This is a genomic window from Niveispirillum fermenti (assembly GCF_052474395.1).
In genome coordinates this window covers 420,035-443,114 of the sequence record NZ_CP156678.1, presented here as the reverse complement: position 1 = coordinate 443,114, position 23,080 = coordinate 420,035, and the positions used below count along the sequence as shown (strand labels likewise).

The window sequence follows — 23,080 nt, the reverse complement described above, 5'->3', positions numbered from 1 at the left end:
AGCAGCAGGCACCCCGTCGCATGCGACATGGGACGGGACCGGCAGACTATAGCCGGAAAGTTCTGGCAACGATCATGCATTTCGGCAAATGATTATTGCACAGTTGGGATAATCAGGCCGGTCACGCGCATGGGTTCCTGGGACGGCATCGACAGTTTCATCGCCGTATGCGAGGCGGAGAGCTTCTCCGGCGCGGCGGCCCGGCTTGGGGTCTCCACCTCCCATGTCAGCCGAGAGGTCGCCCGGCTGGAGGACCGCCTGCAGGTGCGGCTGCTCTACCGCACGACGCGGCGGGTCAGTGTCACCGATGCCGGCCGCGCGTTCCTGGAACGCTGCCGGCGGCTGGTGGAGGAACGTGACGAGGCGTTCGCCGCCATCATTGAACGTGACGGGGCGGCACGCGGCCATCTGCGACTGACCTGCTCCATCGCCTATGGGGAGCGGTTCATCGTGCCGCTGGTCAACCGGTTCCTGCGCGATCATCCGCAGCTCTCGGTCGCCATCGACCTGACGAACCGGCTGGTGGACCTGGTGGGCGAAGGCTTCGATCTGGCCGTGCGCACGGGGGCGAGCCTGGATGACAGCCGGTTGATCGCCGTGCGGCTGGCCACCCGGCGGCGCTACCTCTGCGCCGCTCCCGCCTATCTCCGGCGCCATGGCGTACCGTGCAGCCTGGAAGATCTGGCACATCATGCCTGCCTGACGGGCACGGCGGACCTCTGGCATTTCAGCGAGGGGGAGCGTCTGATCGATTTCCGCCCCGCCGGCCCCTGGCGCTGCAACAGCGGATTCGCCGTGCTGGATGCGGCGCGGCAGGGGCTGGGCATCTGCCAGCTGCCGGATTTCTATGTCGAGGCCGATATGAAGGCCGGCACGCTGGTCAGCCTGCTGGACACCGCCCGCCCCCCCGCGGAAGGCATCTGGGCCGTCTATCCGCACCGCCGCCACCTGTCGCCCAAGGTGGCGCTGCTGGTGGAATATCTGAAACTGCATGTGGGGCGGATATGAGGGCGGATTGCCCGTCGCCCCTCCGGTCCGAAAGGGAGTTTCCATGCGGATACCCCTTTGCGGTGGAATATTAGAACTATCGGATGAATTGACCTGAATTGTCAGTGGCCTGAAATTCCGTCATCCTTCTCCATCCGGCCTGCTTCCTGGCCTCCGACTGGAAATCGATCTCTTGAATATTGCACCCTCTGGACAGTTCGCAGAGAATAGGGCTGGAGAACGCCATCTCCAGCTTTTGATCGAGTGTGTCACCGACTATGCCATTTACATGCTGGACCCGACCGGGATCGTCAGCAGTTGGAATGCCGGGGCCCAGCGTTTCAAGGGATATCAGGCGGCAGAGATCATCGGCCAGCATTTCTCCCGGTTCTTCACGCCGGAGGACCGGGAAGCCGGCATGCCGCAGCATGTCCTGGCCACCGCCCTGCGCGACGGGCGGTTCGAGGCGGAAGGCTGGCGCGTGCGCAAGGATGGCCGGCGTTTCTGGGCCAGCGTCGTTGTGGACCCCATCCGTGACGATGATGGCAGTCTGGTCGGCTTTGCCAAGATCACGCGCGATATCACGGAAAAACGGGAAACCCAACTGGCACTGGAAGAAGCGCGCGACGCCCTGTTCCAGGCGCAGAAGCTGGAAACCATCGGCAAGCTGACGGGCAGTGTGGCCCATGATTTCAACAATCTGCTCCAGGCCATCGGCAGCAGCCTGGAAATGATCGGCCAGCGTGCAGGCTCGCACCAGACGGATATCCACCGCCATCTGGGCGTCGCCCGATCGGCGCTGGAAACGGCCGGGGCCGTGACGCAGCGCCTGCTGGCCTTCGCCCGGCGTCAGCCCCTGCGGCCGGAACCGACCGACATGGCGCGGCTGGTATATGGGATGGCCGAACTGGTCCGCCGTTCCGTGGGGGAGATGGTGCGCGTTGAACTGTCCCTGGCCGATACCGGATGGATCTGTCAGGTCGACCCGCACCAGTTGGAAAGCGGCATCCTCAACCTGGCGCTGAATGCGCGCGATGCCATGCCGGGCGGCGGCACGCTGACCATCGCCACGGCCAATGTCACCCTGCCCCGCCGCATGCTGCCCGGACAGACCATCGAGGCCGGGGATTACCTGATGCTGTCCGTGTCCGACACCGGCATCGGCATGTCGGCAGACGTGCTGTCCCGCGCCGTGGAGCCCTTCTTCACGACCAAGCCCATGGGTCAGGGGACAGGCCTGGGCCTGAGCCAGCTTTACGGCTTCATCCACCAGTCGGGCGGCTTTCTGGAAATGGAAAGCCGCGAGGGGGAGGGCACGACCATCAAGCTTTATCTGCCGCGCCTGGCAGGGGGAATGCACCATGCCGCTCCGGGCGACGAAGTGGTGACACAGGCCCCGCCGCCCCCGCCACCGGTTCCGCAGGAACGGCCCAGCATCCTGCTGGTGGAAGATGAGGTGCTGATCCGCCTCGTCCTGGCCGAGGCGCTGACGGAACAGGGCTATCACGTGCATCAGGCCGGCAATGGCGAGGAGGCGCTGCCCATCATCTCTTCCGGCACGCCCATCGATGCCATGATCACCGATGTGGGCCTGCCCGGCATGAATGGCAGGCTGCTGGCGCAACTGGCCCATGCCCGCCGGCCGCGGATCAAGATCCTGTTCCTGACCGGCTATATCGACCGGGCCGACAGCGAGGCGTTACCCCCCGGCAGCGCCCTGCTGTGCAAGCCGGTGTCCATGGTCACCCTGCTGGCCCGGCTGCGTGCCGTCCTGTCCGGCTGAACGCCGCTGGCGGTTTGTTCGAATATCCGTCGGATCGCCGTCAAATTGCCTGCATATCGACAGATCGCCGCCTTCCGACCGGCCGCCGCCCCCGTCACCATTCCCTTCAAATCCATCCAAGGGAACGAACGGGGACACATGATGAAGAACATCCTGTTGCTGGGCGCCGGCAAGATCGGCATCGCCATCACCCTGCTGCTGCGGCGCACGGGCGAGTACAAGGTGACCGTGGCCGACCATAGCGCCGCCGCCCTGAAGCGCTTCTCGGATATCGGCGTCGATACGCTGGAACTGGATATCAATGACGGCCCGGCCCTGCGCCGCGCCATGGAAGGCCAGTATGCGGTGCTGAACGCCCTGCCCTTCCACACCACGGCGACGGTCGCCTATGGCGCCTATGATGCCAGCATCCATTATTTCGACCTGACCGAGGATGTGGCCAGCACCCGCGTGGTGAAGGAAGTGGCCGCCAAGGCCAATTCCGCCTTCGTGCCGCAATGCGGCCTGGCCCCCGGCTTCGTTTCCATCGCCGCCCACGGTCTGGCAGCGGGATTTGACAGCCTGCGCGACGTGCAACTGCGCGTCGGCGCCCTGCCCCGCTATCCGACCAACGCGCTGAAATACAACCTCACCTGGTCGACCGACGGGCTGATCAACGAGTATCTGAACCCGTGCGAGGCGGTGCAGGATGGCAAGAATGTCGAGTTGCCGCCGCTGGAGGACCTGGAGGAATTCGCGCTGGAAGGCATCACCTACGAGGCGTTCAACACCTCGGGCGGCCTGGGTTCCCTGACCGAGACGCTGGCCGGCCGGGTGGAGAACCTGACCTACAAGTCCGTGCGCTATCCCGGCCATTGCGCCATCATCAAGCTGCTGGTCGAAGACCTGCGGCTGGCGCGCCGCCGCGACCTACTGAAGGAGGTGCTGGAGGAAGCGCTGCCCATCACCATGCAGGACGTGGTGCTGGTCTTCTGTACCGTGTCGGGCAAGCGCCATGGCCGCCTGGAACAGGAAAGCATCGTCCGCCACATCCATGGCGAGGAGGTGGAAGGCCAGTTCCTGTCGGCCATCCAGATGAGCACGGCCGCCGGCATCTGCGCCATGCTGGACCTGCACGCCGCCGGCCACCTGCCGGCCAAGGGCTTCGTCCGCCAGGAACAGATGCCGCTGGACCTGTTCCTTTCCAACCGCTTCGGGAAGGTCTATGCGTGAGGTTCGGGGGCTGTTTCCTGCCTCTTTACCGTCCTTCCCGCGCAGGCGGGGATCCAGCGTGAGGATGACGGTAGAGAAAGCTGGAACGAAGTGCCCCGGCGTCTCACAAAGGCGGGAATACCCTTCCCGCACAACAAGAACCACCCAGCCGATCCAGATACCGGAGTCCTGCCCCATGTCCGATACCGCCGCCCTCCTTTCCCGCCTGGGCATCGCGCATCTCGTCGCGGACGGCGACATCGTTTCCCGCTCCCCCATCGACGGGTCCCGCCTGGGTGCGGTGAAGGCCCATTCGCCTGCACAGGTGGATGCCGCCCTGGCCCGGTCGGCCGATGCCTTCAAGGCATGGCGCACCGTGCCGGCACCGCGCCGGGGTGAACTGGTCCGCCTGCTGGGGGAGGTGCTGCGCGAGCATAAGGCCGACCTGGGGGCCCTGGTCACGCTGGAAGCCGGCAAGATCGTCCAGGAAGGCCTGGGCGAGGTGCAGGAAATGATCGACATCTGCGACTTCGCCGTCGGCCTGTCGCGCCAGTTGCATGGCCTGACCATCGCATCGGAACGCCCGCGGCACCGCATGGTGGAGACATGGCAGCCGCTGGGGCCGGTGGCCATCATCACGGCCTTCAACTTCCCCGTCGCCGTCTGGGCCTGGAACGCAGCACTGGCGCTGGTCTGCGGCGACCCCGTCATCTGGAAGCCGTCGGAAAAGACACCGCTGACGGCGCTTGCCACCCATGCCCTGTTGGAAAAGGCCCTGGCCCGGTTCGGCGACGCGCCGGAAGGCCTGGCTCAGCTTCTGTTCGGGCTGCGCGACGTGGGGGAACGCATCGCCGCCGACGGCCGTGTGCCGCTGGTCAGCGCCACGGGCTCCACCCGCATGGGCCGGGAACTGGCACCGGTCGTCGCCGGGCGGTTCGGCCGGTCCATCCTGGAACTGGGCGGCAACAATGCCATGATCGTGACGCCGTCGGCCGACCTGAAGCTGGCCGTGCGCGCCATTCTGTTCGCTGCCGTCGGCACGGCGGGCCAGCGCTGCACCACCCTGCGCCGCCTGATCGTCCATGCCGACTGCTATGACAAGGTGGTGTCGGCGGTGAAGAATGCGTTCGCCGCCATCCGGCCGGCCGACCCGCGCGAAGCCGGCACCCTGATGGGGCCGCTGATCGACAAGGCGGCGTTCGACGCCGTTTCGCGCGCGCTGGATACGGCGCAGAATCAGGGCGGCACCGTCCATGGCGGCGGCCGGGCCCTGGCCGACCGTTTCCCCGATGCCTGGTATGCCTATCCTGCCCTGGTGGAGATGCCGGCCCAGACGGAGATCGTCCGCCACGAAACCTTCGGCCCCATCCTCTATGTCCTGCGCTATGAGAGCTTCGAGGACGCGGTGGCGATGCAGAACGACGTGCCGCAGGGCCTGTCCTCCAGCATCATCACCCGCGACCTGCTGGAAGCGGAGCGCTTCCTGGCGCCCAACGGCAGCGATTGCGGCATCGCCAATGTCAATATGGGGCCCAGCGGGGCGGAAATCGGCGGCGCCTTCGGTGGCGAGAAGGAAACGGGCGGCGGGCGCGAGAGCGGATCGGATAGCTGGAAGCAGTATATGCGCCGCCAGACCTCCGCCATCAATTACGGCACCTCCCTGCCGCTGGCCCAGGGGATCGAGTTCCCCGAACTGTGATGCATGTGGGGATCAGGGCGGGGGCGTCGCGCCCGTCCTGATCCCCCGTCTTCACAGATTCTGTTTCACTGCCGTTTCCAGCCTTACCACACTCATCCCGGCGAAGGCCGGTATGACGGTTGGTGAGAACAGGAAACGCTGGTGATACGACCCGCGCGATTTGATAACGAGACCTGATAAGACACCCCCAGCCAGGACCCCGCCCATGGATGCCGCCGACGCCCAGCAGGATGCCATCGATACGGCGCTGCTTTCCCTGCTGAAGGCAAATGCGCGCGAACCGGCGGCCTCGCTGGCCCGCAAGCTGGGGCTGGCAAGGTCGTCGGTCCAGGCGCGCATCGCCCGGCTGGAACGGCTGGGCATCATCCAGGGCTATACCCTGCGTCAGGACCCCGGCAGCAGCCGGACGATCCGGGCCTATGTGCTGCTGTCCACCAACCCCAAGATGCTGGCCCGCATCGTGTCAGAGGTGAAGCGCATCGCAGAGGTGGAAAGCCTGTCGGCCATCAGCGGCACCTATGACATGATGGCCGTGGTCGCGGCGCAGTCGGTGCAGGAGATCGACCGGGTGCTGGACCAGCTCGGCCAGCTTGCGGGCGTGGAACGCACCATGTCCTCCCTGGTGCTGTCCGACAAGTTCCGCCGCTGACAGGTGCCGGTCCCCCCCTATCACACGATCACCGTGTCGACCGTGATATTGCCCTTCGTGGCGTGGCTGTAGGGGCAGACCTTGTGGGCACGGGCCGTCAGGTCCTCCGCCGCGGCCCGATCCAGGCCCGGCAGGCTGACATTCAGCGTGACGGTCAGACCGAACCCCTCGCCATCATCCCGCGGACCGATGCCGACATTGCTGGTCACGGAGACGGTGGCCGGCACGGCGATCTTGTCGCGGCCACCCACGAATTTCAGCGCGCCGATGAAACAGGCGGCATAGCCGGCGGCGAAAAGCTGCTCGGGATTGGTGGCGCCACCGGCCCCGCCCAGCGCCTTGGGCGCCGCCAGCGCCACATCCAGCAGCCCGTCATCGGAGACGGCCCGGCCGTCGCGCCCACCGGTGGCCGTGGCCGTCGCGGTATAGAGAACCTTCATGATCATCACTCCTCTTCGCAAGGGGGCGCCCCGGGCCCGGCGGGCCATTGGAGGGTGCCGTTGTCGTGAGGAGAACATCGCACACGATCTAATCGTTCGCAACATATTATATCGCGCACGATTTGATCGCTTGATATGCATTATCGGCGTTTGACAGGATCAGGGGCTGGGGTGGACGGCCGCGGGGAAAGCAGGCCGGGTTGAAGGCGGCCTGTGAGACACCCTTCCCGGCGGCCGTCCGATGGTCATGCCGATGGGGGCACGACCATCGGGCCTTCCGGCCGGCCTTCCGTCAGTGGAAGGGCCTGACGCCGGCCCTTGCGGGATGGGGGGTCGCCTGGATCACAGCCGTTCAGCCGTTCCGTCGACCACGCCGCCGGGTCCCCTCTGCGGACGCCGGAACGGGTGGCCGGCATCCAGGTGGCCGGACAGCAGCTTCACATTGCGGTCATTGGCCCGGAAGAACATGTCGCCCAGCCAGCCGACGACGGGTACGGCGCTGATGGCGGCATCGATCAGCACATTGCCGGCCATGCGGGCACACAGGCCCCGCGTGGCCCCCAGCCGCGCAGCCTCCAGGATCAGCCAGGTCGAAAGACCCGTGGTGGTGACCAGGCCCACGCCGGGGATCAGGTTCAGGGGCGCATCCAGCCCCACGCGCCAGCCTAGCACGGGCAGGCGCACTACACTGTCAAGCAGCCGTGCCGTGCGCTCCAGCCGGCGGCGCAGGCGCCAATGCTGGTCCCTGTAGGCCTGCCAGGCGGGATCGGTCCATACCGATAAATCTTCGCCCATGACGGCCCCTTCATGACCAGCCCGGATGCCGACGCGCCGGCATAGCGGGCCAAAAGACGCAATGTCGGGGCATCTGGGATGCCCACCCCTTCCGGTCAAGGGCCGGCGGACCGGCATCCGCCCCTTTTTCAGGCATTCCCCCGCAGCACTTCTGTTGCGCCGCCGGCTCTGGCATTCATGCGAGGGTATAAGGAAACACATCCTCCGGCAGCAGGAAGCCCCCATGACCAAGGTCACGATCTATCACAATCCGGCCTGCGGCACGTCGCGCACCACGCTGGCCATGATCCGCAACAGCGGGGTGGAGCCGACGATCATCGAATATCTGAAGACGCCGCCCGACCGCGCTACCCTGGTCCGGCTGATCGCCGCGGCCGGTCTGACCATGCGCGAGGCGATCCGCCAGAAACAATCCATATATGGCGAACTGGGGCTGGATGATCCGGCGGTTTCCGATGAGGCGCTGATCGACGCCATGCTGGCCCATCCCGTCCTGATCAACCGCCCCATCGTGGAAACACCGCTGGGCGTGCGCCTGTGCCGGCCGGCCGACAGGCTGGTGGAAATCCTGCCCGCCGCCGGGGCCTGACCGGCAAACCGGCGTCCCTTGCCCCCTCCCCCTGAACCCGCTGGCATTTCAGACCGGCCGCAGGCACCCTTGCGCGCTTGTCCAACAAGGTGGGGGGGCGCCATGTGGGTGCTGCTGGGCGTCGGCGTCGTGGTTCTGGGGTTCATCCTGCGGCTCAACCCCCTGCTGGTGATTGCGGCGGCGGCCATCGTCACGGGGCTGACGGCGGGCATGGACCCGGTCAGCCTCATATCGGCCCTGGGCCGGGCTTTCAATGACAACCGCTATGTCAGCCTGGTCTGGATCGTGCTGCCCGTGATCGGGCTGCTGGAACGGGAAGGCCTGCAGGAACTGGCGCGCGGCCTGATCACACGGGTGAAGGGTGCCACGCCGGGCCGGCTGCTGCTGGGCTATTTCATGGCCCGGCAGGCGCTGGCGGCCGTGGGCCTGACCTCCGTCGGCGGGCATCCGCAAACGGTCCGCCCCCTGCTGGCCCCCATGGCGGAGGCGGCGACGGAGGCACGGCGCGGCCCGCTGGACGCCGACACCCGCCATCTGATCCGCGCCCACAGCGCGGCGGCTGACAATATCGCACTGTTCTTCGGCGAGGATATCTTCCTGGCCATCGCTTCCATCCTGCTGATCAAGGGCTTTCTCGAACAGAACGGCGTGATGGTCGAACCTTTGCAGCTTTCGCTCTGGGCCATCCCGACGGCCATCGCGGCGCTGGGTGTGCATGCCGTGCGGCTGCGCATGCTGGACCGGCGCCTGGGTGTGGCAGGGATCCGCGCATGATCGGGCTGCATGAAATTTACATCGTGGGCGGACTGTTCTTCGCCGCCTGCGCCCTGCTTGGCCTGCGCGACCGGGACAACCCCCGTCGCTGGCTGAACGGCCTGTTCTGGGGCGGGCTGGCCCTGTCCTTCCTGGCCGGTGATGCGCTGGGCGATTTCGGCAACGGGCTGCTGGTCCTGGCCATGGTGGCCGTCGGCGCCGCCGGCCTGGGACGCGGCGGCGTGGCGACGACGGGACCGGCAGAACGCCGGGAACGCGCCCAGCGGCGCGGGGCGAAGCTGCTGCTTCCGGCGCTGGTCATCCCGGCCACGGTGCTGGCCGGCACCCTGGTCTTCAAGCATCTGACCATCGGCGGCGTGGCCCTGGTGGAAAGCCGCCACGCTACGCTCGTGTCCCTGACGCTGGAGGTGCTGCTGGCGCTGGGCCTGTGCCTGGCCTGGCTGCGCCCGGCCCCCGCCGTGCCGCTGCAGGAAGGCCGGCGGCTGCTGGACGCCGTGGGCTGGGCCGCCATCCTGCCGCAGATGCTGGCCTCGCTCGGGGCCGTCTTCGCGCTGGGCGGGGTGGGTCAGGCCGTGGGCACGCTGGTCGGCGAATGGCTGCCGCTGACCACGCCGCTGGCCGCCACGCTGGCCTATTGCCTGGGCATGGCGCTGTTCACCATCGTCATGGGCAATGCGTTCGCGGCCTTTCCCGTCATGACGGCCGCCATCGGCCTGCCGCTAATCGTCGGCCGGTTCGGCGGTGACCCGGCCGTGATGGGGGCCATCGGCATGCTGTGCGGCTTCTGCGGGACCCTGATGACCCCCATGGCCGCCAATTTCAACATCGTGCCGGCCGTGCTGCTGGAACTGCCCGACCGCAACGGCGTGATCAAGGTCCAGATCCCCACCGCCCTGCCCATGCTGCTCATCAACACCACCCTGATGTATATCCTGGCCTTCCGCGCCTGGTAGGCCGGTGGGCGGCGCCCCCGACCACCGGCTACATGACGCGCCACCCGCCAGCGCGTAGACTATCCCGTCCCGGCCATGGGCGCACGACCCGTGGGCGTGCAGAGGGTCATGCTCCATGGCCCTTGATTGAGGTTCAAGGGTTCAGGTTCAGGGGTTCAGGCATGTCGAGCTGGCCGGTTCTGGGATTGGCGTTGAGCTATCTGGCGACCCTGTTCGCCATCGCCTGGTGGGGCGACCGTTATGCCGCGCGCCAGCCGGAGGTCCAGGAACGCCGCGCGCCACTGCTCTATGCCATGTCGCTGGCCGTCTATTGCACGTCCTGGACCTTCTATGGCGCCATCGGGCGGGCGGCGGCCAGCGGCTGGGATTTCCTGCCCATCTATGTCGGCCCGATCCTGATCTTCTCCCTGGGCAGTCCCATCCTGGTGAAGATGGTGCGCGTCGCCAAGGCGGAGAATGTCGTCTCCATCTCCGACTTCATCTCCGCCCGCTATGGCAAGAGCCGGGCGCTGGCGGCCCTGATCACCGTCATGGCCGTGACCGTCGTGCTGCCCTATTTCGCCTTGCAGCTCAAGGCCATCACGATCAGCCTGGAGGCGCTGGCCGGCGATCCCTTCGCCAACCGCATGATGGCGATCCCGGGGGAGACGACCTTTCTCATCACCTGCGCCATGGCACTTTTCGCCATCCTGTTCGGCGTGCGCAACATCCATGCGAACGAGCATCATCGCGGCCTGATGATGGCCATCTCCTCAGAAAGCATCGTGAAGCTGGCGGCGGCCTTCATGGTCGGCGGCGTCATCGTCTATGCCGTGGCCGACGGTCCGGCCGGCGTTTTCCGGCGCGCCATGGAGCAGCCCGACCTGGCCGGGCTGCTGACCCCGAACCTGGGGTTCGGCTGGTGGGCCATGACGCTGCTGGCGGCGCTGGCCATCCTGTGCCTGCCGCGGCAATTTCATGTGACGGTGGTGGAGAACACCCATGTCGGCGACATCCGCACGGCAAGCTGGCTGTTCCCGCTCTATCTGGTGGCCATCAACATCTTCGTGCTGCCCGTGGCGCTGGCCGGGCTGATGATGTTTCCCGATGGCAGCGTGAATGCCGACACGTTCCTGGTGACGGTGCCGCTCAGCCTTGGGCATGACTGGATGGCCGTGCTGGCCTTCATCGGTGGCCTGTCGGCGGCGACCAGCATGATCATCGTCGGCGCCGTGGCCCTGTCCACCATGGTCTGCAACGACCTGATCGTTCCCATGCTGATGGGCTGGCCCGCGGCCATGCGCCGCTGGCACGACGATCCCAAGCCGATGCTGCTGACCGTGCGGCGGCTGGCCGTCGTGGCCCTGCTGGGCATGGCCTATCTCTATTATCTGATGATCGGCACCACCTTTCCGCTGGCCACGATCGGCACCGTGTCGTTTGCCGGCGTGGCACAGTTCGCGCCTGCCCTGCTGATGGGCCTGTTCTTCCGGCGGGTCACGAAGGCGGGGGCCATCACCGGGCTGGTCACGGGTTTCGGCGCCTGGATGTACACGGTGCTGATTCCGTCCTTCGCCGTGGCCGGGCTGATCCCCGGTGACATGATGGACCGGGGGCTGTTCGGGCTGGGCTGGCTGGCGCCGGCGGGCCTGGGCGGCATCCACGATGTCGACACGCTGGCCCATGGCGCCGTGATCAGCCTGGGGCTGAACCTGTTCATGATCGCGCTCGTCTCCGGCATCACGGGACAGTCGGAACTGGAAAAGCAGCAGGCCCGGCGTTTCGTGTCCATGCGCCACGACGCGCGCGACGGCCCGTCCCCGTCGCGCGGTGCGGCGCTGGCCGACCTGCACGGGCTGGCCGCCCGCTATGTCGGCGCGGCCCGCGCCGACGCGGTCTTCCGCGACCTGGTCCAGGCGCGCGCGCCGGATGTGGAACGTTTCGAGGAAGGGCTGCTGGAACGTATCGATGACGAGGCGATCCGCGCCACAGAGTGGCTGCTGGCCGGTGCCATCGGCTCGGCATCGGCCCGCGTCGTGGTGGCCAGCCTGCTGTCGGACCGCCACCTGTCGCGTTCCGACGCCCGGCTGATCATTGACGAGGCGTCGCGCGCCATCCTGGACCAGCATGTGCTGCTGCGTTCCACGCTGGAGAATGTGGGCAAGGGCATCTGCGCCGTGGACAAGGATTTCCGCCTGCGCCTGTGGAACCGCCGCTTCCTGGAGATGCTGGACGTGACCGAGGCCATGATCAAGGTCGGCACCCCCATGGGCGAGCTTGTGGCCTATCTCCAGGGCCGGGGGGAGTTCGGCGAGGAGGGGGAGGTCGAAACCCTGTTCGCCCGCCGGCTGGACCCCCGGCGGCGCGAGATGCCCGACAGTTTCCACCGCACGCGGCCGGACGGATCGGTGCTGGAAATCACATCCAACCCCCTGCCCGACGGCGGGTTCGTCGCCGTCTATACCGACGTGACGGAGCGCCACCGCGCAGCCGAGGCTTTGCGCGCCGCCAATGAAGGGCTGGAACGCGGCATCGCGGAACGGACGGTCGATCTGGCCGCCGCCAAGTCGGAGGCCGATCGCGCCAACCAGGCCAAGACGCGCCTGCTGGCCGCTGTCAGCCATGATCTGCTGCAACCCCTGCATGCCGCGCGGCTGTTCATCTCCGCCGCCCTGGACCGGGGGCCGGACGCGCTGGTCAACCAGGCCGACGCGGCCCTGCGGTCGGTGGAACATTTGCTGGGCGACCTGCTGGACATCACCAAGCTGGATACGGGCGTGGTGAAGCCCAACCGCACGCCCGTATCCATCGACGACGTGTTGCGCCCGCTGACCGACGAACTGGCCGTGGTGGCCAAGCGCCACGGGCTGGACCTGCGCTGGGTGCCCTGCCGGGCCAATGTGGACACCGACGCCGTGCTGTTGCGGCGCATCGTGCAGAACCTGCTGGCAAACGCCCTGCGCTACACGCCGCGGGGGCGTATCCTGGTCGGCTGCCGGCGTCTGCCCGGCGCGGTGCGGGTGGAGGTCTGGGACACCGGCCCCGGCATCCCGGAGGAGAAGCAGCGCGAGATCTTCCAGGAATTCCGGCAGTTGGGCAACGGGCCGGGGGACCGCGACAAGGGGCTGGGCCTGGGGCTTTCCATCGTGGAACGGTTCGCGGCCATCCTGGAGCATCGTGTCGGCCTGCGCTCCACCGTGGGCAGGGGAAGCTGCTTTTCGGTGGAGGTGCCGCTGGCCACCCGCGCCGCGCTGCCGCAGCGCCAGACAGCCGGCGCCAGCGTCGCGGGCCTGGAAGGCACGCTGGTCTTGTGCGTGGAGAACGAGCCCGCCATCGCCCAGGCAACCATCGCCCTTCTGTCCGGCTGGTCTTGCGAGGTGGTATGGGGCCAGACGGGGGCGGCCGCCCTGTCGGCGCTGGGCGACCGGGTGCCCGACATCGTGCTGACCGATTTCCACCTGGACCATGGGTTGAGCGGCCTGGAATCGCTGACGCTGATCCGTACCCGTTTCCCGTCGCTGCCTGCCGCCGTGATCACGGCCGACCGCAGCGACGGGGTGAAAGACAGTGTGGCCGCCGCCAACTGCCGCATCATCTACAAGCCCGTGCGCCCCGGCGCCCTGCGCGCGCTGCTGTCGCACATGCTGGCCGAAAAGCGCCGGGAACGGGCGGCATAGGCGGCCTGCGCGCCCGGACCTGCATTCCCGGCGGCGGCCCGCAAGCCTATGCCGTCCCGGCCGCCAGTCCTTGCGCGGTATCCCGCAGCACCTTCACGAAGGCCGTGACGGCGGCACTCTGGCTGCGGTTGCGCAGCAGGTGGATGCCGTCATTCGTCTGCTCCCCGCTGCCCATGGGATAGGCGGTCAGGTCGCCGTCGCGGCAGGCGCCCAGCGCCAGCGAACGCGGCACCACCGTGATGGCCGGCCCCTGGCGCACCACCTCCAGGCAGGCCAGCGTGCTGTCCAGTTCATAGTCGGGAAAGCTGCGCTGGGCGATGCGGGCCCGGATGGCCGGGGCGAAGCGGTGTTCGCTGCCCGGTGCCGGACGCGGCAGGGCCCAGGGGCGCTCCACGATGGCGGCCTTGCGGTCCCGCCCGCCGGGCAGCGGGTGGGCCGTGGCCGCGATGATCATCAGCGGCTCGCGCGGCAGGGCCGTCACCACCACCTCGTCAGCATAGGCGGACCCGTCGAACTTGCTGATGTCGCAGACCACCAGGTCCAGCGACCGGTCCACCAGCCCCTGCAGAAGCACGTCGGACGTACCCGACGTGACCGTGACCCGCACGCCCGCATGCGCCGCCCCGAACCGGCCGATGGCACGGGTCAGCAGGGGCTGCAGCGGATAGGGTCCGACACCCACCCGCACCGTGCCCGATCCCGGCCGGCCCAGCTGGTGCGCGGCGGCGTCCAGGTTGCCGGCGGCGGCCAGCACGTCCTGAACGGGCCGGATCAGCCGGTCGCCGGCATCGGTGGGCCGCACATAGTGGGTCGTGCGGTCGAACAGCACGGCCCCCAGCTCCTCTTCCAGCTTCTGGAGACTGCGCGACAGGGCCGACTGGGTGATGGCCAGCTCGTCGGCCGCGCGCGCGAAGCTTTGCAGGCGGTACAGTGCCTCGAAATGCTGCAGGCGGCGCAGGTTCATGATCCACCCCCGATGAACAGCCGCGTGACCAGCCGCACAAGCCGGCCATAGGGGGCCGCCACCATGTGCGAGGCGTTGAAGCGCCCCATGCGCAGCACGGCCCGCGCATGCGACAATTGGCGGAATCCCTCGCGCCCGTGATAGGCTCCCATGCCGCTCTCGCCCACGCCGCCGAAGGGCAGGTCCTCCTGCCCCACATGCAGCATGGTGGCGTTCACCGTCACCCCGCCCGACCGCGTGCGGTCCAGCACCTCAGCCACCTGCCTCTCGTCCCGGCCATAGCAATAGAGCGCCAGCGGCTTGGGCCGTTCATTGACGAAGCGCACGGCGTCCTCCACCCGGTCATAGGGGACCAGCGGCAGGATGGGGCCGAATATCTCCTCCCCCATCACGGCACTGTCGGCCGGCGGGTCGATCAGCAGCGTGGGCGGGAACAGCCGGCGGCCCGCGTCACCGGGATCGGCATGGCGCCGTACCCCGGCCCCGGCCGCAACGGCCCCTTCCACCAGCGAGACCAGCCGCGCGTAATGGCGGCCCGTGATGATGCTGGTATAGTCGGGATTACCCGTGATGGCGGGATACATGCGCTCCGCACAGCGCAACATGGCCGCGGCGAAACCCGCCATCTGCGCGCGCGGGACCAGCACGTAATCGGGCGCCACGCAGGTCTGGCCGGCATTGAAGAACTTGCCCATGGCGATGGTGCGCGCCGCGCGGTCGGGGTCCTGGCCCGGCAGCAGCAGCACGGGCGACTTGCCGCCCAGTTCCAGGGTGACGGGCGTCAGGTTGGGGGCCGCCGCCTGCATCACGGCCCGCCCGACACCCGTCGACCCCGTGAAGATCAGATGGTCGAAGGCCAGCCGGGAAAAGGCCTGCGCCACCCCGGCACCCCCACGCACCACGGCCACCTGGTCGGGCGCGAACAGCCCGGCCAGCAGCCGTTCCAGCAGTTCCGCCGTGCGCGGGGCCAGTTCGGATGGCTTGATCATCACCCGGTTGCCGGCTGCCAGCGCATCCACCAGCGGCCCCAGCGTCAGGAACAGCGGATAGTTCCAGGGCGACAGGATGCCCACCACGCCCAGCGGCTGATATTCCACCCGCGCCGACGCCGGGCGGAAGGCCAGCCCCGGCCGCCGCCGCTCGGGCCGCATCCAGGATTTCAGATGGCGGCGCACATGCCGGATGCCGTTCATCAGCGGCAGAAGCTCGCCCAGTTCGGTTTCCTGGCGCGCGCGGTTGCCGAAATCGGCGCTGACGGCGGCGATCATCGCCTCCCGATGGGTGCGAACCAGACCGGCCAGGGCATCCAGGGATTGCCGGCGGGCCGCCAGGTCGGGGGGATTGGCCGCCAGCACGGCACGGCGCTGGGCGGCCAGCAGCCCTTCCAGGTCGGGTGGCGCGGTCTCTTCCACGGGTTCCCCGGTACGCATGTTCATGATCCCCCCGTACCCGTTTGCGCTGATCACGCCCGATCACCACGCAATGCCCACCGCGCATCATGACAATCGCGCATCGATTACCGGCGCGGCCACCATACAGGGACGGCCATGGCTGCGGACCTACGCATCAGGAATGAATTGATGAGATTTTGGCAAGAAGCGGTTCGCAGTCCGCCGCCTTATGATCCCTCCGGTCTGAAAGGGCGAAACCCCATGACACTTCTTTATCTGATTGCAGGCAGTGCTGCCTCCATCCTTTTCATCACGGCATTGCATCATTGGCTGGGGCGAAGCGACAGCCCGCGCCTGCCCGACACTGCGACAGCCATGCGGCAGTTCGCCGACCTGATGCCGGATGAGAAGGCGACGGGCGCCACCTTGTCGGCTGATGGCGGATCGGCCCTGCTGGATCTGGATATGCGGGACCGGCTGGGGTTGCTGCTGCCCATGGGGCAGTTCTGGGTGGCGCGCCGCCTCCATCCGGCCGATATCGCGGGCTGGGCCATCCGCGACAGTGTCCTGACCCTGCGGCTTGCCGATTTCACGACGCCCGCCTTCCGGCTGGCCTTTGCCGACGCCGCGACGGCCGCGCAATGGCGCCAGCGCCTGGACAGTTTCAAACCCTGACCTCACCCGCGGGGGATTTGATGCCCGACAATCTGAGCTTTCCCGACGTCGCCACCCTGGCCAGCCCGCTCTATCTGCTGCTGCTGGTGCTGGAACTGGTGCTGATGCGCCTGCATCTGGTGCGGGCGCATTACGAAACGCGCGACAGCGCGGCCAGCCTGACCATGGGGTTGGGCTATGTCATCACGGGGCTTCTGTCCGGCCTGGCGATCGGGGGTGCCATCTCCGCCGCCATGTTCTGGGCCTATGGCCACCGGCTGTTCGATCTGGGCACCTCCGTCTGGGTCGTCGCCGCCTGCTTCCTGATCGACGACATGCGCTATTACTGGGCGCACCGCTTCATGCACCGCATCCGCTGGCTCTGGGCCTCGCATGTGGTCCATCATTCCAGCCAGCATTTCAACTTCGCCACCGCCCTGCGCCAGCCCTGGACCAGTGCGGTGACGGGGATGTTCGTGCTGAAGCTGCCGCTGGCCTTCCTGGGTTTCCACCCGGCCATCCTGATCTTCGTATCGTCGCTCAACCTGCTGTACCAGTTCTGGGTGCATACCGAATCCATCGGCCGCATGCCGCGCTGGTTCGAGGCGGTGATGAACACGCCCTCGCACCATCGCGTGCATCACGGGTCCAATCCCCGCTATCTGGATGCCAACTATGCCGGCACGCTGATCGTCTGGGACAAGCTGTTTGGCACCTTCGTGCCTGAACTGGACCGCGAGCCCGTGAAGTACGGGCTGGTGCATGACCTGGGCACCTTCAACCCGCTGCGCATCGCCGTGCATGAATATGTCGGCATCTTCAAGGACCAGGCCCGGCGGGGGCTGCGCCTGCGGGACCGTTTCATGTACCTGTTCGGCCCGCCGGGCTGGAGCCATGATGGCAGCCGCGACGATACCGACCGGATCAAGGCCGCCTATCTGCGCCGCCATCCCGATCAGGCGGGCACGCCCGGCCTGCCCGCCCCGGCCACCGCCCCGCCAGCGCCTGCGCGCCTGCTGGGGGAGGAGGTGGCCGATGCTGCTGGCAGCCAGTGATGCGCTGCTGGCCCTGGCCTGCCTGTGGGCGGCCTGGACCCTGACAGGTCGGGCGGGGCCCGCGCCGGGGCCCGTGCGGCTGCTGGCGCTGGCCATAGCCGCCCTGGCCGTGCCGTCGGCCGCCGGGGCCGCGCGGTTCGGCGGGGTTCAGGCCCCCTGGCTGGTCAGCCTGCATCAGGGGGCGTCGGACCTTTACGCCCTGCTGGGTTTCGCCACCGTGGCCGCAGCACTGTTCATGCTGCCCAACCCACGGCGCTGGCCACTGGTGACCGGGGTCGCCATCCTGATGGTCGCCGCCCTGGCGCTGGCCGGACAGAAGGCCCTGGTCGGGCCGCTGGCCAGCCTGTTCATCCTGGCCGCCACGGTACGGCTGATGGCGGGGCGGCCGGGACAGGCCCGGCTGTGGCTGGGCCTGTCGATGGCGGGCATGGTGGGTGCGGCCCTGACGCGCGTACCGGGCCTGCTGGCACCGGATGCCCGCATCATCGGGCTACATCTGGGCCTGATGCTTTGGGTGGCGGCGCTGGCCGCCGGGATCGCCCGCCTGCCTCCGCGACCACCCGCCCAACCGTGACGGAGAGCGCACCCATGACCCGTGCCGCCCGCTCGCTGCGCCTGTTCGCGCTCTATCTGGGCGTCAGCGGTCTGGTGCTGCTGCTGCTGCCCAACCTGCTGCTCACCACGCTGGGACTGGCACCGACGCAGGAACCCTGGATCCGCGTGCTGGGGATCATCGTCTTCAATCTGGGGCTCTACTATCATGCCGGGGCCGATGGTGCCGCCTTCCAGCGGATCAGCATCGTCACCCGCCTGATCGTCCTGGCCGGTTTCGCGGGCCTGGTGCTGGCCGGGCTGGCCCCGGCTCTGCTGATCCTGTTCGGTCTGGTGGATGCCGCCGGCGCCCTCTGGACGGCCCTTGCGATCCGCCGGGACGAACAGGCTGCACCAGTTCTTTCCCAGAACGCATCACCATAGAAGCGGCAATTCCCATACGGTCTGACGACGCCAAGATTTCGTATGTCAGGGAAGGGAACGGGAAGATGGGGGCGAGCCTGAACGCCGGTGACCGCGCCGCCTGCTTCGCCCGGCTGGAAGGCGAGGTTTTCGATCTTGCCATCATCGGGGCGGGCATCACGGGGGCCGGCATCGCCCGCGACGCGGCCCTGCGCGGCCTGTCGGTCGCCCTGGTCGAGGCACAGGATTACGCCGCCGGCACCAGCAGCCGGTCGTCCAAGATGATCCATGGCGGCCTGCGCTATCTGGCCCAGGGCGATGTGGCGCTGGTACGCGAAAGCGCGTCGGAACGCCAGGTGCTGCGCCGTATCGCGCCGCATCTGGCCCGGCTGACGCCCTTCGTCATCCCCACCACCTCGCTGGCCATGCAGGCCAAGCTGCGGGCGGCGCTGTGGAGTTTCGAGAAGCTGGGCGCCGTGCCCGCCGCGGAGGGGCATGAGGTCTGGAACCTGACCGAACTGGCCCGGCGGGAGCCGCTGCTGCGCCGTGACCGGCTGAACGGGGCCGTGGCCTATCCGGAATTTCTGACCGACGACGCCCGCCTGACGCTGGCCAATGTCCGTTCCGCCGCGGCGGCCGGGGCCGTGGTGCTGAACCATGCCCGCGTCGAACGGCTGGTGGAGGAAGGCGGCCGGGCCACAGGCCTGCTGGTGCGCTCCACCCTGGCGGGCGAGGACAACAGGGGCGCGCATCTGCGGGCGCGCACCATCGTGAACGCCGCCGGTCCCTGGGTGGATGGGATCCGGGCGCTGGCGGCGGGAGATGGCAGCCCCCGGCTCGCCATCTCCAAAGGCATCCATCTGGTTCTGCCCCGCGCGCGCCTGCCCGTGGAGTCCACACTGATCCTGCGGGCGCCGGACAAGCGCAACATCTTCGCCGTGCCGCGCGGGGACTTCACCTATCTGGGCACCACGGACCAGTTCCATCCCGGCGTGGATTACTGGCCGGAGATCGGGCGCAGCGATATCGACTATCTGCTGCGCGCGACGGAAACGGCGCTGGACGTGCCGCGGCTGCGCGATGCCGACATCGTATCGCTGTGGGCCGGCATCCGCCCCCTGATCGGGGAGGCTGGCAAGAAGGCGACCGAGGTGTCGCGCAAGGACGAGATGTGGACGGGCCCCAGCGGTGTCATCGCCATCGCCGGCGGCAAGCTGTCAGCCTACCGCGCCATGGCGGCCCGCATCGTCGATGCCGTGGCCGGGCGACTGGACCGGCGCGTGCCCGCCTGCGCCACGGCCGACCAGCCCCTGCCCGGCGGGGACCGCGCCATCGGCGGCGATGACCGGCTGGACCGGCTTTATGGCACCGAAGCCGCCGCCATCCGCGCCGGCGGCGGTGGCGTGGCGTCGGAGGCGGCCCACGCCGTGCGCCATGAAGGGGCGGCGACGCTGGAGGATTACTGGGTCCGGCGCAGCGCGCGTGCCTGGTTCGACCGGGGGGCCGGGCGCGAGGCGCTGGCCCCGGCGGCCGATACCATGGGTGCCCTGCTGGGCTGGAACGCGGACCGCCGCCGGGCCGAAATTGACCATTGCCTGCAATTGGACAGGAACAGCCGCCGGGCACTGGACCCGGCGCAGGGGGGATCTGAAGGATGAACATCATGACGGCCCTGGCCGAACGGATCGGCCGCGAAAAGGTTCTGGGCGACGCCGACAGCGTGCGCGCCCGCCGCTACGATCAATGGTGTGTGAAGCATCTGCGCGACTGGCGCGGGCAGGCGATACCGGCCCCCGGCATCGTGGTCCGCCCGGCCGACGTATCGGACGTGCGCCAGGTGGTGCTGTTCGCCAATGAACACCGCCTCCCCCTCATCCCCTTCGGCCTGGGGTCCGGCGTCTGCGGCGGGATCGAACCGGCGGGCGACAGCATCCTGCTGGATATGGGTGCCATGGCCGGCGTCCGCTTCATCGACGAGACGAACCTGCTGGCCGGCTTCGATGCCGGCATGAACGGCATGGCGGCGGAAGAGGCGGTGGCCGCCCGGGGGCTGACCATCGGCCATTGGCCGCAATCCATCGCCATCAGCAGCGTCGGTGGCTGGGTGTCCACCCGCGCATCGGGCCAGTTCTCCACCGCCTATGGCAATATCGAGGACATGATCCATTCCATCGAGGCCGTGCTGCCCAATGGCGACATCGTCACGCTGGGCAAGGCGCCGCGCGCCGCGGCCGGACCGGACCTGCGCCATCTGCTGATGGGGGCGGAAGGCACCCTGGGCGTGATCACGGGCGTCACCCTGTCGCTTCGCCGCGCGGCACCGGCCCGGCAATGCGCCATATTCTATGCTGCGGACATGGACGCCGGCTTCGAGGCGCAGCGCCGCATCATCCAGGCCGACTGGAAGCCCCCCGTGATGCGCCAGTATGACGGGCGGGAGGTGCGCCGCCTGTTCAAGGATTTCCAGCGGGACGGCAAGGCCATGCTGCTGCTGGTGCATGAAGGCCCGGCGGAGCGGGTGGCCGCGGAAGTGCCGGCCGTCGCCGCCATCGCCCGTGATGCGGGGCTGGAGGCCGGCGATCCCGCCGCGGCCGAGCAATGGCTGCAGCGCCGCAACCATGTCCCCACCTGGCGCGACATGTTCGAACGCGGCTATGTAGCCGATACGGCCGAAATCTCCGGCACCTGGACGCAGATCGGCGCCATCTACCGCGACGTGATCGCCGACCTGAACAAGGTCGACGGGGTCATCAACGCCTCTGCCCACAGTTCCCATGTCTACCGGTCCGGGATTAATCTCTATTTCTCCTTTGCCGCCACGTTCGAGGATACAGCGCGCATGGAACCGGCCTATTTCGAATGCTGGCGGCGCATCATGGAGGCGACGGCCCGCCATGGCGGCGGCGTGGCCCATCACCATGGCGCCGGCCGGCTGCGCAAGCCCTATCTGGCCCATGACCTGGGCACGGCCGGCATCGACCTGCTGCGCCGCGTCAAGGTGGCCATCGATCCCAACGGCATCATGAACCAGGGGAACCTCATCCCCGATGCCTGAACTGCTGCTGGCCCTTGATTGCGGCACGACCGGTGCCCGCGCCCTGCTGGTCGACCCGGCAGGAGCGGTGCTGGCCACCGTCAAGCAGCCCATCGCATCGCACTTCCCGGCACCGGGGCGGGTCGAACAGGATGGGGAACAGGTCTGGTCCATCTGCCTGTCCGTCATCGGCCGGGCCCTGGAGCAGGCGGGGCGTTCCATGCGCGACGTGGCCGCCATCGGCGTGACGACACAGCGTTCCAGCACCCTGGTGTGGGACCGGGCCAGCGGCCGGCCGCTGGCCCCGGTGCTGGTCTGGAGCGACCTGCGCGGCATGGCGCGCTACAAGCAGCTGCGCGCGGCCGGCTTTACGCTCTGGCCGCAGGTGCCGGCGGCCAAGCTGGAGGCGGCGTTGGAGATGGTGCCCGAAGCGCAGGCCCGCATGGCGCGCGGGGACCTGTGCTGGGGCACGCTGGACAGCTACCTGATCCACCGCCTGTCGGGCGGGGGGGCCCATGTCACCGATGTCGGGTCGGCCTGGCTGTCGGGCTATATCGACTATCCCGACCGCGCCGCCTGGAACCGCGCGCTCATCGCCCATCAGGGGCTCGATGGCGGGATGTTCCCCGCCATCGCCGACAGTTGGGGGCCGCTGGGCACGGGCGATGCCGGGGTCCTGGGCGCGCCGGTGCCCATCACCGCCGTCCTTGCCGACCAGCAGGCCGGCATGCTGGCCCATGGCGGGCTGGCGGCGGGAACCTGGAAGGCGACCTACGGCACCTCGGGCGTCGTCATGGCCTCCGCGGGCGCGCGGGCCGTCAGCCCGCATCGCACCGTGCCCATCCAGGCCCTGGCCCGCGTGGGGGGCGAGGTGTCCTGGTGCGTGGAAGGCATGGTCATCACCTGTGGCGCCTTCATCACCTGGCTGTGCGGGGAAATGGGGATGTTCGCCGATGCCGCCGCCCTGTCGGATGCCGCGGCATCTGTTCCCGACACGCGCGGCATCGTGGTCCGCCCGTCGCTGCAGGGGCTGGGGGCCCCGCACGGACGCTTCCATGAACGCGCCCTGATCGCGGGCCTGGATGCCGGGGGCGGACGGGCGCATGTGGCGCGCGCCGCGCTGCAGGGCATCGCCTTCCGGTTCAAGGAGGTGGCGGACACCATCGCCGCCACGCCGGGCCTGACGGTGCCCGACCATTTCCCCGTCGATGGCGGGGTGGCCGCCAGCGACGCGCTGATGCGGATGCAGGCCGACGCGCTGGGCCGCCCCGTGCGCCGGCACAAGGTGCGGGAGGCGACGGCCTATGGTGCCGCCATCGCCGCCGGGCTGGGTGCGGGCGTGCTGACCCCCACCGACCTGCCCCGCTTCGCCCGGTACGAGGCGGAATTCACCCCTGCCATGGGCCGGGATCAGGCCGACGCCGCCTATCGTGCCTGGGCGCGGGTGGCCCTGGGTGGCGATGGCGTTACCGCGCCCCCCGTGTGAAGACGCGACCCAGACATCCTGTTCAA

The 23,080-nt window shown here is 68.4% G+C and carries 20 protein-coding genes; 16 read left to right on the top strand and 4 right to left on the bottom strand.

Going from position 1 to position 23,080, the window contains the following annotated elements:
- Positions 1-129 precede the first annotated feature (129 nt).
- The 5 genes from ABC728_RS01720 (at position 130) to ABC728_RS01700 (ending at position 6,309) form a co-directional block, all read left to right on the top strand.
- Positions 130-1,008: a LysR family transcriptional regulator gene (locus tag ABC728_RS01720; RefSeq protein ID WP_416618606.1), complete on the top strand. Its 879-nt coding sequence runs from the start codon at positions 130-132 to the stop codon at positions 1,006-1,008.
- A gap of 172 nt (positions 1,009-1,180) precedes the next feature.
- On the top strand, positions 1,181-2,770 hold the full coding sequence (locus ABC728_RS01715) for a PAS domain-containing sensor histidine kinase (RefSeq protein ID WP_416618607.1): 1,590 nt from the start codon (positions 1,181-1,183) through the stop codon (positions 2,768-2,770).
- A 141-nt stretch (positions 2,771-2,911) separates the two neighbouring features.
- On the top strand, positions 2,912-3,982 hold the full coding sequence (locus ABC728_RS01710; RefSeq protein WP_445376317.1) for a saccharopine dehydrogenase family protein: 1,071 nt from the start codon (positions 2,912-2,914) through the stop codon (positions 3,980-3,982).
- Positions 3,983-4,157: 175 nt separating this feature from the next.
- The gene (gene amaB / locus ABC728_RS01705; protein WP_416618609.1) at positions 4,158-5,660 is read left to right on the top strand and encodes an L-piperidine-6-carboxylate dehydrogenase; all 1,503 of its coding nucleotides are present in this window, start codon (positions 4,158-4,160) and stop codon (positions 5,658-5,660) included.
- 205 nt (positions 5,661-5,865) lie between these two features.
- On the top strand, positions 5,866-6,309 hold the full coding sequence (locus ABC728_RS01700; protein ID WP_416618610.1) for an Lrp/AsnC family transcriptional regulator: 444 nt from the start codon (positions 5,866-5,868) through the stop codon (positions 6,307-6,309).
- 20 nt (positions 6,310-6,329) lie between these two features.
- Here the strand turns inward: ABC728_RS01700 and ABC728_RS01695 are convergent, their stop codons facing one another.
- Positions 6,330-6,749: an organic hydroperoxide resistance protein gene (locus ABC728_RS01695; protein WP_416618818.1), complete on the bottom strand. Its 420-nt coding sequence runs from the start codon at positions 6,747-6,749 to the stop codon at positions 6,330-6,332.
- Positions 6,750-7,091: 342 nt separating this feature from the next.
- Positions 7,092-7,544 carry a DUF4112 domain-containing protein gene (locus ABC728_RS01690; protein ID WP_416618611.1) on the bottom strand — a complete coding sequence of 151 codons (453 nt, stop codon included), beginning with the start codon at positions 7,542-7,544 and terminating at the stop codon, positions 7,092-7,094.
- 223 nt (positions 7,545-7,767) lie between these two features.
- On the opposite strand from ABC728_RS01690, the gene arsC reads away from it, so the two are divergent.
- From arsC to ABC728_RS01670, 4 genes are all read left to right on the top strand, one after another.
- Complete coding sequence (arsC, locus tag ABC728_RS01685; protein ID WP_416618612.1) at positions 7,768-8,133, top strand: arsenate reductase (glutaredoxin); 366 nt, start codon at positions 7,768-7,770, stop codon at positions 8,131-8,133.
- 102 nt (positions 8,134-8,235) lie between these two features.
- Positions 8,236-8,907: a DUF969 domain-containing protein gene (locus ABC728_RS01680; protein WP_416618613.1), complete on the top strand. Its 672-nt coding sequence runs from the start codon at positions 8,236-8,238 to the stop codon at positions 8,905-8,907.
- Positions 8,904-9,860, top strand: coding sequence for a DUF979 domain-containing protein (locus ABC728_RS01675; protein ID WP_416618614.1), 957 nt, complete (start codon positions 8,904-8,906; stop codon positions 9,858-9,860). The genes ABC728_RS01680 and ABC728_RS01675 overlap by 4 nt, the downstream gene beginning before the upstream one ends.
- A gap of 161 nt (positions 9,861-10,021) precedes the next feature.
- Positions 10,022-13,516, top strand: a complete 3,495-nt coding sequence (locus tag ABC728_RS01670) for a hybrid sensor histidine kinase/response regulator (RefSeq protein WP_416618615.1) — start codon at positions 10,022-10,024, stop codon at positions 13,514-13,516.
- Between the two features lie 46 nt (positions 13,517-13,562).
- On the opposite strand, the gene ABC728_RS01665 is transcribed toward ABC728_RS01670, so the two are convergent.
- Both ABC728_RS01665 and ABC728_RS01660 read right to left on the bottom strand, forming a co-directional pair.
- Positions 13,563-14,480 carry a LysR family transcriptional regulator gene (locus ABC728_RS01665; protein WP_416618616.1) on the bottom strand — a complete coding sequence of 306 codons (918 nt, stop codon included), beginning with the start codon at positions 14,478-14,480 and terminating at the stop codon, positions 13,563-13,565.
- The gene (locus ABC728_RS01660) at positions 14,477-15,916 is read right to left on the bottom strand and encodes a coniferyl aldehyde dehydrogenase (protein ID WP_416618617.1); all 1,440 of its coding nucleotides are present in this window, start codon (positions 15,914-15,916) and stop codon (positions 14,477-14,479) included. Before ABC728_RS01660 ends, ABC728_RS01665 begins: the two co-directional genes overlap by 4 nt.
- Before the next feature lie 216 nt (positions 15,917-16,132).
- On the opposite strand from ABC728_RS01660, the gene ABC728_RS01655 reads away from it, so the two are divergent.
- The 7 genes from ABC728_RS01655 to ABC728_RS01625 all read left to right on the top strand — a co-directional run bounded on the left by ABC728_RS01655 (position 16,133) and on the right by ABC728_RS01625 (position 23,054).
- Complete coding sequence (locus ABC728_RS01655; RefSeq protein WP_416618618.1) at positions 16,133-16,546, top strand: hypothetical protein; 414 nt, start codon at positions 16,133-16,135, stop codon at positions 16,544-16,546.
- 20 nt (positions 16,547-16,566) lie between these two features.
- Positions 16,567-17,580 (top strand): sterol desaturase family protein, encoded by a 1,014-nt coding sequence (locus ABC728_RS01650; protein WP_416618619.1) that lies wholly within the window; start codon positions 16,567-16,569, stop codon positions 17,578-17,580.
- On the top strand, positions 17,561-18,154 hold the full coding sequence (locus ABC728_RS01645) for a hypothetical protein (RefSeq protein WP_416618620.1): 594 nt from the start codon (positions 17,561-17,563) through the stop codon (positions 18,152-18,154). The genes ABC728_RS01650 and ABC728_RS01645 overlap by 20 nt, the downstream gene beginning before the upstream one ends.
- Before the next feature lie 14 nt (positions 18,155-18,168).
- Complete coding sequence (locus ABC728_RS01640) at positions 18,169-18,555, top strand: hypothetical protein (protein ID WP_416618621.1); 387 nt, start codon at positions 18,169-18,171, stop codon at positions 18,553-18,555.
- Positions 18,556-18,620: 65 nt separating this feature from the next.
- Positions 18,621-20,192 (top strand): glycerol-3-phosphate dehydrogenase/oxidase, encoded by a 1,572-nt coding sequence (locus tag ABC728_RS01635; RefSeq protein ID WP_416618622.1) that lies wholly within the window; start codon positions 18,621-18,623, stop codon positions 20,190-20,192.
- On the top strand, positions 20,189-21,589 hold the full coding sequence (locus tag ABC728_RS01630; protein ID WP_416618623.1) for an FAD-binding oxidoreductase: 1,401 nt from the start codon (positions 20,189-20,191) through the stop codon (positions 21,587-21,589). The genes ABC728_RS01635 and ABC728_RS01630 overlap by 4 nt, the downstream gene beginning before the upstream one ends.
- Entirely contained in the window at positions 21,582-23,054 is a 1,473-nt protein-coding gene (locus ABC728_RS01625) for an FGGY family carbohydrate kinase (RefSeq protein ID WP_416618624.1), read from the top strand. The genes ABC728_RS01630 and ABC728_RS01625 overlap by 8 nt, the downstream gene beginning before the upstream one ends.
- The last annotated feature ends 26 nt before the right edge of the window (positions 23,055-23,080 follow it).